General features: G+C 56.3%; 14 protein-coding genes, 1 tRNA gene and 1 rRNA gene. 10 read left to right on the top strand and 6 right to left on the bottom strand.

Annotation, left to right across the window (positions count from 1 at the left end):
• The first annotated feature begins 114 nt into the window (after positions 1–114).
• On the top strand, positions 115–1,464 hold the full coding sequence (locus ACTVDO_RS10175; protein ID WP_020961049.1) for a glucose-6-phosphate isomerase: 1,350 nt from the start codon (positions 115–117) through the stop codon (positions 1,462–1,464).
• A gap of 237 nt (positions 1,465–1,701) precedes the next feature.
• Positions 1,702–2,106 (top strand): YugN-like family protein, encoded by a 405-nt coding sequence (locus ACTVDO_RS10170; protein ID WP_442901463.1) that lies wholly within the window; start codon positions 1,702–1,704, stop codon positions 2,104–2,106.
• On the opposite strand, the gene ACTVDO_RS10165 is transcribed toward ACTVDO_RS10170, so the two are convergent.
• Positions 2,103–3,098, bottom strand: coding sequence for a potassium channel family protein (locus tag ACTVDO_RS10165; protein WP_041268000.1), 996 nt, complete (start codon positions 3,096–3,098; stop codon positions 2,103–2,105). The genes ACTVDO_RS10170 and ACTVDO_RS10165 overlap by 4 nt on opposite strands.
• 113 nt (positions 3,099–3,211) lie before the next feature.
• Here ACTVDO_RS10165 and ACTVDO_RS10160 point away from each other — a divergent pair, with 113 nt between their 5' ends.
• From ACTVDO_RS10160 to ACTVDO_RS10150, 3 genes are all read left to right on the top strand, one after another.
• A complete protein-coding gene (locus ACTVDO_RS10160; RefSeq protein ID WP_442901462.1) occupies positions 3,212–3,394 on the top strand; it encodes an H-type small acid-soluble spore protein in 183 nt (60 codons plus the stop codon).
• Between the two features lie 229 nt (positions 3,395–3,623).
• Positions 3,624–6,839, top strand: a complete 3,216-nt coding sequence (locus ACTVDO_RS10155) for an efflux RND transporter permease subunit (RefSeq protein ID WP_020961044.1) — start codon at positions 3,624–3,626, stop codon at positions 6,837–6,839.
• A gap of 135 nt (positions 6,840–6,974) precedes the next feature.
• Positions 6,975–7,124: a hypothetical protein gene (locus ACTVDO_RS10150; RefSeq protein ID WP_158413369.1), complete on the top strand. Its 150-nt coding sequence runs from the start codon at positions 6,975–6,977 to the stop codon at positions 7,122–7,124.
• A gap of 158 nt (positions 7,125–7,282) precedes the next feature.
• Here ACTVDO_RS10150 and ACTVDO_RS10145 read toward each other — a convergent pair whose 3' ends face one another.
• Positions 7,283–8,461: an MFS transporter gene (locus ACTVDO_RS10145; RefSeq protein ID WP_020961042.1), complete on the bottom strand. Its 1,179-nt coding sequence runs from the start codon at positions 8,459–8,461 to the stop codon at positions 7,283–7,285.
• Positions 8,462–8,613: 152 nt separating this feature from the next.
• Between ACTVDO_RS10145 and ACTVDO_RS10140 the strand changes: the two genes are divergently transcribed.
• Both ACTVDO_RS10140 and ACTVDO_RS10135 read left to right on the top strand, forming a co-directional pair.
• The gene (locus tag ACTVDO_RS10140; protein ID WP_020961041.1) at positions 8,614–9,114 is read left to right on the top strand and encodes a GNAT family N-acetyltransferase; all 501 of its coding nucleotides are present in this window, start codon (positions 8,614–8,616) and stop codon (positions 9,112–9,114) included.
• 57 nt (positions 9,115–9,171) lie between these two features.
• The gene (locus ACTVDO_RS10135) at positions 9,172–9,423 is read left to right on the top strand and encodes a hypothetical protein (RefSeq protein WP_020961040.1); all 252 of its coding nucleotides are present in this window, start codon (positions 9,172–9,174) and stop codon (positions 9,421–9,423) included.
• Positions 9,424–9,544: 121 nt separating this feature from the next.
• Here ACTVDO_RS10135 and ACTVDO_RS10130 read toward each other — a convergent pair whose 3' ends face one another.
• The gene (locus tag ACTVDO_RS10130) at positions 9,545–10,501 is read right to left on the bottom strand and encodes a thermonuclease family protein (protein WP_020961039.1); all 957 of its coding nucleotides are present in this window, start codon (positions 10,499–10,501) and stop codon (positions 9,545–9,547) included.
• A gap of 248 nt (positions 10,502–10,749) precedes the next feature.
• Between ACTVDO_RS10130 and ACTVDO_RS10125 the strand changes: the two genes are divergently transcribed.
• Entirely contained in the window at positions 10,750–11,829 is a 1,080-nt protein-coding gene (locus ACTVDO_RS10125) for a DnaD domain-containing protein (protein ID WP_020961038.1), read from the top strand.
• 501 nt (positions 11,830–12,330) lie between these two features.
• Here the strand turns inward: ACTVDO_RS10125 and ACTVDO_RS10120 are convergent.
• Together ACTVDO_RS10120 and ACTVDO_RS10115 are read right to left on the bottom strand one after the other, a co-directional pair.
• Positions 12,331–12,403 (bottom strand) — tRNA-Ala (locus tag ACTVDO_RS10120).
• 68 nt (positions 12,404–12,471) lie between these two features.
• Positions 12,472–13,149 carry an MgtC/SapB family protein gene (locus tag ACTVDO_RS10115; RefSeq protein WP_020961036.1) on the bottom strand — a complete coding sequence of 226 codons (678 nt, stop codon included), beginning with the start codon at positions 13,147–13,149 and terminating at the stop codon, positions 12,472–12,474.
• A gap of 60 nt (positions 13,150–13,209) precedes the next feature.
• On the opposite strand from ACTVDO_RS10115, the gene ACTVDO_RS10110 reads away from it, so the two are divergent.
• Positions 13,210–14,118, top strand: coding sequence for a DMT family transporter (locus tag ACTVDO_RS10110; RefSeq protein WP_020961035.1), 909 nt, complete (start codon positions 13,210–13,212; stop codon positions 14,116–14,118).
• Here ACTVDO_RS10110 and ACTVDO_RS10105 read toward each other — a convergent pair.
• Positions 14,089–14,910, bottom strand: coding sequence for a protein-glutamine gamma-glutamyltransferase (locus tag ACTVDO_RS10105; protein WP_041267997.1), 822 nt, complete (start codon positions 14,908–14,910; stop codon positions 14,089–14,091). The genes ACTVDO_RS10110 and ACTVDO_RS10105 overlap by 30 nt on opposite strands.
• A gap of 452 nt (positions 14,911–15,362) precedes the next feature.
• On the opposite strand from ACTVDO_RS10105, the gene ACTVDO_RS10100 reads away from it, so the two are divergent.
• Positions 15,363–15,440, top strand: a 16S ribosomal RNA gene (locus ACTVDO_RS10100); the annotation flags it as partial.

Here is a 15,440-nt window from a genome sequence, read left to right as displayed (position 1 = left end):
GGCGAAAATTGTCGGAATTGAATCCGCTTTCGACTAGGGGCGTCGCTTGATTTCCCTTGTCCGTTCCGCTAAAGTGAAAGAAGGCAATGATTATGGAAGAGGAGGCGGAATTGGATGACCCATATTCGTTTCGATTATTCGAAAGCCCTCGCCTTTTTTGGCGAACATGAACTTACATACTTGCGCGATGCGGTGAAAGTCGCGCACCACTCGCTCCATGAAAAAACGGGCACCGGAAGCGACTTTTTAGGCTGGCTCGATTGGCCGGTCGATTACGACAAAGACGAATTTGCCCGCATCAAGCAGGCGGCGAACAAGATTCAATCAGACTCCGATGTCCTTCTTGTGATCGGCATCGGCGGCTCGTACCTCGGGGCGCGCGCGGCGATTGAGATGCTGCATCACTCGTTCTATAACGCCTTGCCGAACGAAAAGCGAAACGCGCCGCAAATCATCTTCGTCGGCAACAACATCAGTTCGACGTACATGAAAGACGTGATCGATTTTCTAGAAGGAAAAGAGTTCTCGATCAACGTCATTTCCAAATCAGGAACGACGACCGAACCGGCGATCGCCTTCCGCATTTTCCGCAAATTGCTCGAAGACAAATACGGCAAAGACGAAGCGCGCCGCCGCATTTATGCGACGACCGACCGGGCGCGCGGCGCGTTGCGGACGCTTGCGGAGGAGGAAGGGTATGAAACGTTTGTCATTCCGGACGACATCGGCGGCCGCTATTCGGTGCTGACCGCCGTCGGGCTGCTGCCGATTGCCGCGAGCGGCGCGGACATTGACGCGATGATGGAAGGGGCGGCGAAAGCGCGCGATGATTTCAGCTCCTCGGAGCTTGAGGACAACGCCGCCTACCAATACGCCGCCATCCGCAACATTTTGTACAACAAAGGGAAAACGATCGAGCTGCTTGTAAACTACGAACCGGCCTTGCACTATTTCGCCGAATGGTGGAAGCAATTGTTTGGCGAAAGCGAAGGGAAAGACCAAAAAGGGATTTACCCGGCGTCGGCCGACTTTTCGACCGACTTGCATTCGCTCGGCCAATACATTCAAGAAGGCCGCCGCGATTTGTTTGAAACGGTGCTGAAACTCGAAGAGCCGCGCCATGAATTGGTCATCGAAGCGGAAGACAACGACCTTGACGGACTCAACTATTTGGCGGGACAAACGGTCGATTTCGTCAACACGAAAGCGTTCGAAGGGACGCTGCTCGCCCATACCGACGGCGGCGTGCCGAACTTGGTCGTCACCTTGCCGAAGCTCGATGAATACACGTTCGGCTACCTCGTCTACTTCTTTGAAAAAGCGTGCGCCATGAGCGGCTATTTGCTCGGCGTCAACCCGTTCGACCAGCCGGGTGTCGAGGCGTACAAGAAAAACATGTTCGCCCTTTTGGGCAAACCAGGGTATGAGCAGCTGAAAGAAGAGCTGGAAAAACGGTTGAAATGACAACGCGGTTCACCGCTGTCCGCCATGCCGCGGCGCGCCCCAAACGGCGGAAAAAGCGCCTCTTCCCTTTTGCGGGGGAAGAGGCGTTTTTTATGGCCTGACCCCGTCGTGAACCGGCCGTCCGGCGCCCGGGCGCGTCTATATCGCCCCTGCCGTTTTTCGCCAGGCGTCTGAAGCCGCCGCGGGCAAATAATTGCCGCCAAACGGGAAACGATAAAAAGAAAGGAGGGGTTGTCGATGATTGAACTTCCATCCCGTTTGGAAGGAAAACAATTTCAACTGCATGATTTGGAAGGGCAATTAAAGCCGATGGGGTATGTGATCGGCGGCGGCTGGGATTACGATCATGGCTATTTCGATTACAAAATCGCGGATCATGTAGGCTACCAATTTTTGCGTGTGCCGTTTCAAGCGGTCGATGGGCAGCTTGATTCACATGGGACGACGGTGGAGCTCGGAAGGCCGTTTTTGCTTGCGCATAAATACCAAAGAGGGATTGACGATTTCGCCGATGTCGGCAACGCAGGAGCAGCGTTCAACCAGTTCGCTGAACCGCAAGACCCGGACGCGACCGTTCCGGAGCCGTACATTTCCGTCGGCAAAGCGCTCGTGCAAGAACTGGAGCGCCGCCTGCTCGATTAAGGAACGAACACGAACAGGCGGTCGCCCTCTTTAATGGGGCGTTGCGGCAAAACGGAAATGTTTCCGTTGTCGCCGCGGACGACGCCGAGCAATGTCACGTTTTGCTCGAATAGTTGCTGTTGCACGGTGTGAAACGGCTGTCCGATTTGTTGTTCGTCGGGATCGAGAAGACGGAGCGTTTGTTCGCCAAAGCGGCCGAGCATCCTTTCAAGCGCGCCGGCGACTCCCGGCGAGCGAAGGCTGGCCGCCATGGCGAAACTGGCCAACAAGTTTGTCCGAATCACTTCATCGGCCCCGGCGCGAAAGGCGTTTTGGACGTTTCGGCCGGTCAAAATTTCCACGATGGCGTACACCGACGGGTTCAGGCTTTTGGCGGCAAGCAGTGTGACGATCGTATCCTTATCCGCCTCCTCTTCCGCTTTGTGCGGGTCGGCGGTAATGAGCACAAACCGGGCATGGCTGATATTGGCCTTCTTCAGCACGGCATCATCGCCAGCCGGACCTTTAATAAAGTGAACGGGAACGTCCGGCATCGGATGGGACGGCACGGTGGCATCGACGAGCACAAAACGGAGCGAGGAGTCGCGCTGTACGAGGCGAGCCAACACTTCGCGCGCCCGCTCATTCCAGCCGACAATAATGGCATGTCCCCGCTCCGTATACGGAAGTTGCCCGCTCGTATGCGCCGTTTCCTGGGCGGCGGCCGCCGCGGAGACGGAAGCGAAGTAGGCGGTGATAATCCCGGTGCCAAGTGTGATGAGCACGATGGCGGCAAGTTTTCCGGCGATCGTTTTTGGCACGATATCGCCGTAGCCGATCGTGGCGGCGGTCACAATCGCCCACCAAATGCCGTCAAAGACGGTGCGAAACGTCTTCGGTTCAATGAGGCGCATGAGTGCGCCAAACAACACGATCATGGCGCTGGCAGCGGCAAACAGACGGAGAATAGCCGGCATCCGCCAATAGGAGACAAGCAAATCTTTCGTTTTCACCATCCATCCCTCTTTTCATCGCTTCCTTCTTTAGTGTGAACCATTTTTGCATAATCATTCCTGTTTCCACGCATACTAGGAAACGGAATGCGACAGAAAGGGGGAAAGCGGCGATGGAGATGAACCGCGTCAAACAAATCGTTTCATCCCCTGCCGATATTCCGGTGTACTACAACGGGGTGTCGGTGTGGATTGACGGGTATGACGAGGAAAAGCAAATGGCGACCGTCCACTTGCGCGACGGCCGGCTCAATGAGCGCTGGGACGTACCGGTTGCCGAGCTGAAGGAAGGGTAAAAACCCGCCTCCGATTGGGGGCGGATTTTTTTTCGGCCGCAAGCTGCAGCCGACATTGGAACACCCCATGCGCTCCGTCCCATCGTGCATCGGGCAGGGGGAAATGGGGGAGCGGACGCTCTGCCTTGAAGGACGTTCCTTTTTGACATCTGACCGTTTGGTCATTAACATATAGGTAGTGACTATGAAGTCAATATCAAATGGATCTCGAACCGAAGGGGAGAAGCGCGTGGGGAAAATCATTCAGTTTTCGCTCAACAACAAACTTGCTGTTTGGATTTTGACGATCATTGTCGCGGTCGCCGGGTTGTATTCAGGAGCGAACATGAAGCTCGAAACGATCCCGAACATTAACGTCCCGTTCATTTCCGTTTCGACAATCTATCCGGGGGCGACTCCGGAAGAAGTGGCCAAGAAGGTGACGGAACCGATTGAACAGCGGGTCGAGCATTTGGACGGGGTCACGGTTGTCCGCTCCTCTTCGTTTCAGCATGCGTCGTTTGTGCAAATTGAATATGAGTTCGATAAAGACATGGAAAGAGCGCAAAACGAAGTGAAAGAGGCGCTCGGTCATTTGGAGCTGCCCGACGGGGCGCAGGAGCCGGACGTTTCCCGGATCAGCTTTTCCGCGTTTCCGGTCATCTCCTTAAGCATCACCCATCCAAATGAATCGTTGGCCGAGCTGACGGAAACGGTCGAGCGCCATGTCGTTCCGGAATTGGAGGGCATTGACGGCGTCGATTCGGTGGAGGTCGCCGGCCAGCAAATGCAAGAAGTACATATTCAGTTTGATGAACAGAAGTTAAAGCAGTACGGGCTGACTGAACAGGCGGTCATCAACGTCATTCAAGCTTCCGCCGTTTCACTTCCGCTCGGGCTGTACACGTTTGCGGATCAGGAACAGTCGGTTGTCGTCGACGGCCGTATCGTGACGGTCGAGGACTTAAAAGCGCTCCGCATTCCGATTGCCTCTGCTAATGGAGCGCTGCCATCACCGATGGCAGGCGGCGAAGGAATGGGAGCGTCCGGCCAGATGCAAGGAATCACGTCAGGTCAAGGAGCATCGGCCCAAATGCAAGGCGCCGTTTCCGGCCGGCACGGACAGGCGATGGGGGGAGCGGGGGGCAGCGCTTTCGGCCAGACGGGTGCACCGTCCGTTCCGCTGCGCGACATTGCCGATGTGAACGTCGTCGCCAAAGCGGAATCGATTTCCCGGACAAACGGCGAGCCGTCGATCGGCGTGCAAATCGTCAAGGCGCAAGACGCCAATACGGTCGCGGTCGTCAACGCCGTCAAGGAAAAAATGAAAGAGCTCGAGGCGCGTTATGACGGTTTGCGCATCATCACCGTGTTTGACCAAGGAAAGCCGATTGAAGATTCGGTCGACACGATGGTAAACAAAGCGGTGTTCGGCGCCTTGTTTGCGGTCGTTGTCATCTTCGTATTTTTGCGCAATATCCGCACGACGTTCATTTCTGTCGTGTCCATTCCGCTGTCGCTGTTGATCGCGATTTTGCTGCTGCGGGAGATGGACATTACGCTCAATCTGATGACGCTTGGCGCCATGACGGTGGCGATCGGCCGCGTCGTCGACGATTCGATCGTCGTTGTGGAAAACATTTACCGGCGCATGACGCTGCCGGGTGAGCCGCTCGCCGGGAAAAAACTGATCATTTCGGCGACGAACGAAATGTTTATTCCGATCGCGTCGTCAACGATTGTGACGGTGGCGGTGTTTCTCCCGCTCGGATTGGTCAAAGGGATGGTTGGCGAGCTGTTTTTGCCGTTTGCGTTGACGATCGTGTTCGCCTTGCTCGCCTCGCTGCTTGTCGCCGTCACCGTCGTCCCGGCGCTCGCCCACGGGCTGTTTCGCCATGGCGCGGCAAGGAAACGCACCCGGGCGCCGGAACGGAAAAGCCTTTTGGCGGCCTGGTACAAAACGGCGCTCCGTTGGTCGCTTGACCATAAACTGATCGTCAGCGGCGCGGCCGTATTGCTGCTTGCGGCCAGCTTACTCCTCGTTCCGCGCGTCGGGGTCAGCTTCTTGCCGTCCGATGAACAAAAGATGATCGTCGCCACCTACAGTCCCGCCCCGGGGCAAACGGCCAATGACGTGGAGCGCATCGCCAAAGAAGTCGAGTCGTTTTTCCAAAAGCGCGACGGGGTGGCGAACATCCAACTGTCGGTCGGCGGGGGCAACCCGATGAACCCGGGACAAGACAATGCGGCGCTGTTTTATGTCGAGTATGATCCCGATGTGAAAAGCTTTGCCGAAGAGAAGGAAACGGTGATGAAGGCGCTTGAGGGGCGCGGCGACAAAGGGGAATGGCAAAGCCAAGATATTTCCGGCACAGGCGCCTCGAATGTCATTGAGCTCAACGTCTATGGCGATCAAATGGAAGACATCGAACCGGTTGTGGAGGAAGTGGCGGACATTTTGCGCCGCCAGGAAGCCTTGACAAATGTCAAAACAAGCATGGCCGCCCGGTTTGACGAATATACGATCATGGCCGACCAACAAAAACTAAGCGAATTCGGGCTGACGGCCGCCCAAATTGCCGCGGCTTTGTCCGGCCAAGGCGAACGCCAGGCGATTGCGACAGTCCAGCAACACGATGAAGAGCTCAACGTTTACGTGGCCGGCAAAAAAGAGCAATACACCGATATTCACGATTTGCTGAAGACAACGATCCCGTCGCCGCTTGGCATCCAAGTGCCGATCGAGGACGTGGCCGAGTTGAAAAAAGGGCATACGTACAGCGAAATTCAGCGCCATGACGGCCGCGTGTATGCGAGCGTATCGGCGGAGGTGAAAACGAAAGACGTCGCCAACGTGTCGGCGGACGTGCAAAACGAACTCGACAAGCTGCGCCTTCCGTCCGGTGTCGACGTCCGGATGGGAGGGGTGACGGAAGACATTCAAGAGTCGTTCACCCAGCTCGGGCTGGCGATGCTTGCGGCTGTCGCCATCGTCTATTTCGTGCTTGTCGTCACGTTTGGCGGCGGTCTGGCGCCGTTTGCGATTTTGTTCTCGCTGCCGTTTGCCGTCATCGGCGCGCTGTTGGCGCTGTTTGCCGCCGGCGAAACGATCAGCATATCGGCGATGATCGGCATGTTGATGTTGATCGGGATTGTCGTGACGAATGCGATCGTCTTGATCGACCGCGTCATCCAGAAAGAACGCGAAGGGCTGCCGGTGCGCGACGCCCTCTTGGAAGCGGCCGGCACGCGCCTGCGCCCGATTCTCATGACCGCCATCGCGACGGTCGGCGCCCTGCTGCCGCTGGCGGTCGGCATGGAAGGCGGGGCGTTGATTTCAAAAGGGCTAGGGGTGACGGTCATCGGCGGCTTGACGAGCTCGACGCTTCTCACGTTGATCATCGTCCCGATCGTCTACGAGACGCTGATGAAATGGCGGAAAAAAGAACCGGCCAAAAGCGAATAGCGGCGTTGCGCGCGCGAAAAGACCGCGGCCGCACAGGCGGCGCAAGCCCGGAACGGACCGGGCTTGCGCTTTATTTTTACCGGATGTCCGAACGGGAGCGGAAGGGCGTAATCCCGTGAGGAGGCGAGAGACGTTTTGGAAACGAGAGGAACGGTCCGGTCCATTCCGGTCGTTTGCCGGAATGACCCGGGAGGCCCCCGCGTCCACCATCGGCAAGGGGGAAGCGGCAGCAGTCCACTTCGCGCGGCGGCCGGGAAAACGGCTGGGCTAAGCGCGGTGCGGTAGGCAAGCCTGGGCGGGATCCGCCGCGGTCTTTGCCGCGGCGCGATGTTCAGACGAGAGAGCGTTTTTCGCCGCCGGATGCGGCTTTTTAGGAGGCGCCCCAAGCGGAAGCGCCCTTTTGTTACGGCGCGGCGTCCGGTTTCCCGTAAGCGGCGCGCCGTTCAGACGGAAGAAGACGGCCCGGCCATGCGGGCGGCGCGCGCTGTCAACAACAAGGCGCAGGCGAAAAAGAGCACATCGTCGACCGCATAGACGAGACGGTAGCCGCCAATGGCAAACAGCGCGCTCCCGACCATCGGGCCGAACGCCATGCCCATATAGCGGAAAAAATTGTAGACGCCGATGGCGGTCGAGCGCCGCGCCTGAAAGACGTTCGTCAACACGGTCGTCTGAACCGGAAGCGACAAGCCTAAAAACAAGCCGAACATGGCGATGGCCAAAACTAGCAGCACGAGCGACCGCCCGGCGACGATCACGAAAAAGAAAATCGCCGCCACCGTCAAATACGCCGCCGCCGCCATGACGTGCCGGTCCGGCCAGCGCCCTTGAAGGCGGCCGCCGAGGAAGCTGCCGATGACAATCATCGACGACATGGCCAAATACACCGTCCCTTTTTCTTGCGCCGACAACCCGTAGCGGTCCGTCAAGATGCCCGGCAAAAAGACGAGAAAATTGTACAGTGAGTAATATTGCATAAACCCAAGCAAAACGATCGACGAACCGGCGCGATGGCGGAGCACCGCGGCGAAGTCGGAGAGGCGGAACGGGGCGGAGGCGGCGGTGTCCGGCTTCGTTTCCTTTAAAAACAAAAAGTTGCCGATGCCGACCAAACCGCCGGCGACAACGAGCGCCAAAAAGACGGCGTGAAACGGAAAATGCTCCGCCAACAATCCGCCGGCAATCGGCCCGATGACAGGCCCGAGCGACACCATCATTTGAAACGTCCCCATCGCCCTGCCCCGCTCTTTCCCGGCAAACAAATCGCCGATCACCGTAGCGGCGACGACCGAACCGGCGGCGATGCCGACGGCCTGCAAGGCGCGGAAACACAAAAGCGCATAAATGGAGGTGGAGAAAAAGCAGCCGAGCGAGGCGGCGACGTAGATGCCGACGCCGGCAAGCAACACCGTCCGCCGCCCTTTCCGGTCGGCGAGCGGCCCGTAGACGATTTGCATCATCGCCAAGAAAAAAGTGAAAATGGAAATCGTCAAGTTGATCCAAAACGAAGAAGTCGCCAACGCGGCTGTCACTTCTGGTAAAATAGGAGTGTAAATCGTCTGTGTAAACGGGCCGAGAAAGGCGGCAAGCGAGACGAGATAGACGACAAGCTGGCGTTTCATGTCGTTCTCCTTTCTTTGTGTTTGTACATAGTTATGATTATACTCTCGGTTTTTTCGCTTTTGGAACTGAAATGCGCTGCGAAAAAAGCGGCTTTGGACGCGAAAAAGGAATCGAAAAGGGGGGATTTCGGATGGAAAAGGGGGGATTTCGGATGGAACAATGGGTGATCCGCGATGCGACGGCGGCCGATTTGCCGCACATCGTCCGCATCTACAACGAAACGATCCCAAGCCGGATGGTGACGGCGGACTTGGAGCCTGTCACCGTTGAAAGCCGTGAAGCGTGGTTTGCAGCCCATGACCCGCACCACCGCCCACTTTGGGTCGTGGAAGACGGCGGCGCCATTTGCGCCTGGCTCAGCTTTCAGTCGTTTTACGGCCGCCCGGCGTACCGCCATACGGCGGAAGTGAGCATTTACATCGCCGAATCGCACCGCGGCCGGGGGCTTGGCACCACGCTGCTCAAGCGGGCGATCGACCAAGCGCCGGCTCTTGAGATCAAGACGCTGCTCGGCTTTGTTTTCGCCCATAACGAGCCGAGCTTGCGGCTTTTTGCCCGCTTCGGGTTTGAACGATGGGGATATTTTCCGCGCATCGCTGAGCTTGACGGCATCGAACGCGATTTAGTCATCGTCGGCAAACGGCTTGTATAGAATGGCGCCGGATGGGGCACGGATAATTATGACAATGCCAAGGAAAGAGGGAATGACATGAACGTCATGCCGATTCGGCTGTTTACGATTCAAGATGGCGAAGGATTTGTCGCCGACGCCTTTCAATGCCCGGTGACCGGCAACTTGATTTACAAATCGTCCGGCACGCCGTCGGTCATCGCGTATACCGATCTGACCGATGGGCAAATCATGCGCCTCGAAAAATACGGCTTTCGCCGGCTTGAGGCAGCGAAAGGGCGAATTGCCGGTGATGACGCCGCCCTTGAAGAGCTGCTTCCGAAACAATAGCGGCGGGTTGTCCCGCAGCCTGCACCAAAACAGCCTGTCCACACCGGACAGGCTGTTTCATTGACGGGGCCGAGACGCGGGCGGTCGGGCGTTTCGAGCCGCCATCGTCCGCCCGCACCGGTCATGTCCTCCGGCGGACGAGCCAATAGAGCGCGGCCGCCGCCAACAAACCAAACAACGTATAAACAACGGGATGGCCCGCGCGGTCTTTCGGCGCCGCCTCTTGATCGGAAGCGGACGGTTGATCGGCGCGCTGGCTGTCAGCAGACGGACGATCGGCGGACGGGCTGTCAGCGGGCGCCTCGTTTGCCGGCTTGTTGCCTTCAGGCCGCCTGTCATCAGGCGGCTGGCCCGCCCCGTTCGGCGTTGGCTTTTCATCCGCCTCGCCCTTTCCGTACATGCCCGCCCCCGTCCGTTTCGCCTCGTCCAGCGCGGCGCGGACGCGGTCTTCGTATTTGTAATCGCCATAGTCATAAAAGTCTTCCACCAATCCCGCTTTGGCGATCTCCTCTTGCAGCAGGCGGCCGTCCACCCACACCCAGGCGAGCAGCCGCTGGTACTTGTCAAACAACGTCTTCCCGTCCGTCTCAAGCGCAATGCCGCCTTTTTGCAGGCGGGAGCAGGTGAACTGGCTCGCCTCTTTTCCATACGGCTCGACGTCGATCGTGCTTTCCGGCGTATCGATGAACAAAAAGCGCGTCGTATACACGCGGCCGTTGAGGCGAAATTTCGCCGTGTCGCCGTCAATGCACTCGACAAGTTCAGCTTGATACGTGCGCCCGAGCCGAATCGTCGCTTCGTCCTCGTTCCCGCCGAGCGCATGGCCGTCGAGGTCAATGCGGTCAGGGGTGAGGTTCCGCTTGCATCGTTCATTGCCGTTGTATTTCTGAATCAGTTCGACAAGTTCTTCTTTCGTTTTCGCCTGTTTCGCGAGCGCAGTCGGTTCATGCAGCAAGTACGTGCAGTCGCTGTTGCGGAAATGTCCGCCCAATTCATCCAGCTCGCCAGGATGGGCGGCCGCATAGATCGGAACTACCATCACCAAACAACAAACGATCATGATCATCATTCGCCTCATCACGATCCCCCTCGCCAACATGTGCCGTCAAGCCGCGCCGGCTCGTTTCAAAGCCTAAATGCCGAACGGACCTTTCCGCTTGCAATCGGCGATTTTCACCCTTTTTTCCTTCCTTTTCTTCTTCCGATTAGGCAAAAATCGCGATTTTCACGCTCTTGCATCATTTGCTGCGGCGTCAAAGAAAGTTTATCAAAAAAATGGAACGTTTATAAAGAACTTTCACGTTGAAAGGGAAGGAGAGGGAGCGAATGGGGAAATTGCTTTTGGATGACCAACCGTTAATCGTGTTGCCGCAACTCGCTGTGGCGATCGGGCTGAACGAAAGCATCATCGTGCAGCAGCTGCACTATTGGCTTGAAAAAAGCGAGCACATTCACGACGGCCATCGCTGGGTGTACAACACATACAGCGACTGGCATCAACAGTTTCCGTTCTGGTCGGAAAGCACCATCCGCCGAATGATCACCAAACTGGAAAAAATGGGCGTCATCGTTTCGGCCAACTTCAATCGTTCCAAAATCGACAAAACGAAATGGTACCGGATCGACTACAGCCAACTTGCCGAAGTCACGAAACATTTGGCGGGCGAAAAATGTGAACAGACGCTTGACGGCGCCGCTGCAACGGTGTCGCACAGCGCGGCGGCCGTTCGTGAGGATGTTTTGAGCCGTCAAGGCGGCGGGCGTCGCGCCCAAAATGGCGCCTCGAGCGCCCAACTTGAACAGACGACGGGCCAAATGGACCGTTCGTCCGCGCAACATGAGCCGTCCAGCTGGTCAGATGAGACGGTCGAAGCGCTCAATTTGACAAGACCAATACCAGAGACAACAACAGAGAGGACATCAGAGAGAAAACGAGAAGAGGAAGAAGACGCGCGCGTGCGCACGTACAAAGAGATTGTCCGTTTCTGTGAGCAAAACGGGTTTGGAGCCATCGGCGGGTATTTGCGGGAAAAAATCAATATGTGGGTGGGCGATACGTCGGAGGAATTGGTTTTAGAGGCGCTGAAACTCGCGGTGGAAAACGATGCAAAACGATGGGCGTACGTCGAAACGGTCTTGCGCGACTGGGCCGACAAAGGGTACCGCACCGTCGGCGAAGTGCGCGCCGCGCGGCTTGTGTTTCGGGAACAGCGGCTGAAACAACGATCCGCCCCTTCCCCATCCGACGGCGGCCGGCCGGTGCGAAAACCGATCCGCACCGAGATTGTGCCTGACTGGCTGAACATGGATTACAGCACGCCGGAAGACGACGACTTTGACGTCGAACAGGCGCGCCGCGAGCTCGAGGAGCGGTTGAAAACATACAAAACCGGCCCGAACGGGTGAGATCGATGGCCAGGGGGGCGGGGGAATCGGAGCACCGTTTGCGCATGCCTTCCTATTCGAGGGGGAGCCGTTTCCCGAACGCGCATCAGGCTTGCCCGCCTAGAACGTGAAACCCATTGCCTGGGCGTGCTGATCCCGCCGCGGGGAAAGGCGGAATGTCAAGAATTTGACGCCCCCTAAACGGCCCAAGCCTTGGTAGTGCCATAGCGCCGAAAGAAGTCTCTCGTTCAAAACGAAGTGGAAGCGGAAGGGAAGTTCGGCTGTCTGTTGCGCTTGTTGAGCGGTTTGGTTGTTCGAAACGGAGTGAAAGCCGGAGGGGAGTTCGGCTCGAATCGCACATCGCGGGGGCATAGGGATGGCCCGCCCCATTTCCTGTCAAAGACAGCCCGCGCCTTCCGCCTCCAGGCGCAGGCGGCGGGACAATGCCGCGGGGTGACGGTTCATGGCCGTTTCCTGAGATCAGAAAAACAAAAAACCCTTGCTGCGCAAGGGTTTGACGGATGGAGCATACCGGGCTCGAACCGGTGACCTTCGCGCTGCCAGCACGACGCTCTCCCAACTGAGCTAATGCCCCGAACGATATGGATCATCTGTCCATGTTCCATTATATATAGTTTGGCGGCTGTTTGCAATCTTTTTTCATCAGCCGCTTTCAATATCGACATGGACGACGGCGTCAATGGAGCGAATGGCGTAATAAATGTCGGCGGTCGAGCGCTTTTGGTCAATGACGGCTTTTAATTTCAGCAGATGCTCATTTTCCTCAACGTCTTTAATGCGGATCGTTTTAATATTGATGCGCTGCTGTTTTAAGTGGTCAATCACTTTGGCGATGTTTTTCGCATCATCGACTGTAATTTGCAGCATCACCTCTTTTTCGCGCAGTTGCTTCGGACCGAAAAAGTTGATTAAAAATGGAATGAGTTCGACGCTGACAATAAGCAGCGCCACACCGAACGCCGACTCCCAATAAAAGCCCGCGCCGACCGCCACGCCAATCCCTGCCGCCCCCCAAATGATCGCGGCGGTCGTCAGCCCGGTGATGCTGTCGTTGCCGCGGCGCAAAATGACGCCCGCTCCGAGGAACCCAACCCCGGATACGATTTGCGCGGCAAGGCGGAGCGGGTCCATTGTAATATGATCCCGGGACGGGAAAATGTACGCCGACTCGATTGAGACGATGGTCAACAAACAACTGGAAATGGAGATCACAAGACACGTTTTCAACCCGACCGGTTTTCGTTTCAATTCCCGTTCCAACCCGATAATGAGTCCAAGGATGGCGGAAATCCCTAATTTGAGGAACGGATCAAACATCATTTTTTCTCACTCCGTTCGTGATATAATGGTTGAGAAAACGATAGGTAAGGAGATGGAAATATGAAGCCGCCAAGCACGGCGAAATCGTATGCTGCGTTATTGATCGGCGCGCTCGCGGTGTCGACATCGGCCATTTTCGTCAAATGGTCGGCGGCGCCGTCGGCCGTCATTGCGTTTTACCGGCTCTTTTTCGCGGTTGTCATCATGACGCCGTTTTTTCTTCGCCATATCCACGAACTGAAGCACATTTCCCGGCGTGACTGGTGGTTTTCGATTTGTTCCGGGGTGTTGCTTGCATTCCATTTTATTCTTTGGTTTGAGTCGCTTGACTATACATCGGTAGCGAGCTCGGTTGTGCTCGTGACGCTGCAGCCGCTGTTCGCTTTTGCGGGCGGAGCGCTCTTTTTCCGCGAGCGGTTGACGGCAGGCGCGCTCGCAAGCGCCGTTTTGGCGATTGCCGGAAGCGTCTTGATCAGCTGGGGCGATTTTCGCGTCAGCGGCGAAGCGCTCTATGGGGACATGTTGGCGTTGGTGGCGTGCGCGATGGTGACGGCGTACTGGCTGTTCGGCCAGGAAGTGCGCCAACGGTTGTCCCTCATGACGTATACGTATATCGTGTACAGCTTCAGTGCGGCTACGCTGTTTTTGTACGCCGTCTTGTCCCGGTTTTCGCTAACCGCCTACCAACCGGCCGACTGGCTTTGTTTTCTCGCCTTGGCGGTTGTCCCGACGTTGTTTGGCCACTCGGTGATGAACTGGGCCGTCAAATGGGTGAGCGCCTCGACGGTGTCGATGGCGATTTTGTTTGAACCGATTGGCGCGGCAGCTTTGGCATATTGGCTGCTCGATGAACCGATCCGCCTGTTTCAATGGATCGGTGGTATTTTTATTTTAACAGGAATCGGACTGTATTTGTGGGAGAAAAACGAAAAAGGGCCGCTAACGATACAAGAAAGCAGCGGACCCTAACGTCCCAGCGATCCATGGCAGGCGGCGAAGCGGCAGACGAAATTCATCGAAGTTGCGGGCGAATTGGGACAAATAAAGAAAATTCACCTGCGTAATGTGCGGCAGAAGGTAGGCGGACTTTGTCGCCCCCCGTTTTCGCCTTCGGTTGAGCGCAGCGATGATGCCGTCCGCTGTCTCGATGCCGATGCCATGTCCGTAAAACAAGCCATCGCCCAAGTAAATGGTGTTCTCTCCTTGCCATTGCGGTGTCAGCGGATCAACGTCCGGGTTTTTAAAATAAAGGCAGTCCCCAGGGAGAAAGTGTTCTCCCTTTTTCGTTTCGATGCCGAGGTCTTTGTCCGTATGCCAGTCATACAGAAGCAAATGGGCAAACAAACGATTGAACGCTGACACGTCAATCACCTCAAGCACCGCTTTATAAAAAACGATGACGATCGCCGTCGCGCACTCAAAAGCGTACAATTCGCTGTTGACAAAAATATCGTTAATGGCGTCAGACGGAAGAACGTCTGGCCGAAGCCGAAATCCTCCGCGCTCATCCCGCTCCCAAAACTGGCTGTTGCAGCGTGAAAAACGGAAAATGGCAAACCGCGCCCGGCTTTTCGCCAAGTCGACCGCCGCTTGGACGATGTGGCTGCGAAGTTTAATTTCAAACAGGAGCTGCTGTTCATTTTGGTACGTATATAGTTCGGGGGAAGACACAAGGGCGTGCAAAATGCGCTGTTCGCCGGGCGAAAGCGAGGACGAGTCGGCAACGTGAAAACCGGACGGAGATGACAAGATGCGAATCAACGCCAAGATGCCTCCTTCAAGAAAGTGGGGATCAAGTGAGCGATATATTATTGAAATGTATGCATCCGCCGCTGCGTGTATTCGTCTGTTTTAGGAAAACGAGTTGCCAAGGCGGCGGGCGGCGCATTCCCATCATGAATCGAACGAAAAATGGGGATGACAGCGATGTCGCAAAAAAAAATAAAAAAGGTATTGCATTTTTGTTTTTGAGGTGATATAGTAAATAACGTCGCTGCTCGGACGAACGGTTCGGACGCGACGGGCAAGAAAAAAACCGTTGACATCAAAAGGATGTTATGCTAATATAAAGAAGCTGCTTGCGAGAGACAAGTTAGTGTGGAAATGAAATCCCTTGTATCCAAGCAGTGCGATCGTTCCTTGAAAACTGAACGAAACGAAGCGTGAGCGTTTCGACACCTTCGGTGTCGACGCTAATGAAGCCAATCAACTTTCTTTTGGAGAGTTTGATCCTGGCTCAGGACGAACGCTGGCGGCGTGCCTAATACATGCAAGTCGAGCGGACCGGATCA

This window comes from Geobacillus sp. BK01, from assembly GCF_052220245.1.
Lineage (GTDB): Bacteria > Bacillota > Bacilli > Bacillales > Anoxybacillaceae > Geobacillus.
This window is presented reverse-complemented; position numbering and strand designations above follow the sequence as displayed.

What these genes read in the sequence shown, in the direction of transcription:
- ACTVDO_RS10175 (WP_020961049.1), top strand. Translation starts at nt 115, where the DNA reads ATGACCCATATTCGTTTCGATTATTCGAAAGCCCTCGCCTTTTTTGGC.
- ACTVDO_RS10170 (WP_442901463.1), top strand. Translation starts at nt 1,702, where the DNA reads ATGATTGAACTTCCATCCCGTTTGGAAGGAAAACAATTTCAACTGCAT.
- ACTVDO_RS10160 (WP_442901462.1), top strand. Translation starts at nt 3,212, where the DNA reads ATGGAGATGAACCGCGTCAAACAAATCGTTTCATCCCCTGCCGATATT.
- ACTVDO_RS10145 (WP_020961042.1), bottom strand. Translation starts at nt 8,461, where the DNA reads ATGAAACGCCAGCTTGTCGTCTATCTCGTCTCGCTTGCCGCCTTTCTC.
- ACTVDO_RS10140 (WP_020961041.1), top strand. Translation starts at nt 8,614, where the DNA reads ATGGAACAATGGGTGATCCGCGATGCGACGGCGGCCGATTTGCCGCAC.
- ACTVDO_RS10135 (WP_020961040.1), top strand. Translation starts at nt 9,172, where the DNA reads ATGAACGTCATGCCGATTCGGCTGTTTACGATTCAAGATGGCGAAGGA.
- ACTVDO_RS10130 (WP_020961039.1), bottom strand. Translation starts at nt 10,501, where the DNA reads ATGAGGCGAATGATGATCATGATCGTTTGTTGTTTGGTGATGGTAGTT.
- ACTVDO_RS10125 (WP_020961038.1), top strand. Translation starts at nt 10,750, where the DNA reads ATGGGGAAATTGCTTTTGGATGACCAACCGTTAATCGTGTTGCCGCAA.
- ACTVDO_RS10115 (WP_020961036.1), bottom strand. Translation starts at nt 13,149, where the DNA reads ATGATGTTTGATCCGTTCCTCAAATTAGGGATTTCCGCCATCCTTGGA.
- ACTVDO_RS10110 (WP_020961035.1), top strand. Translation starts at nt 13,210, where the DNA reads ATGAAGCCGCCAAGCACGGCGAAATCGTATGCTGCGTTATTGATCGGC.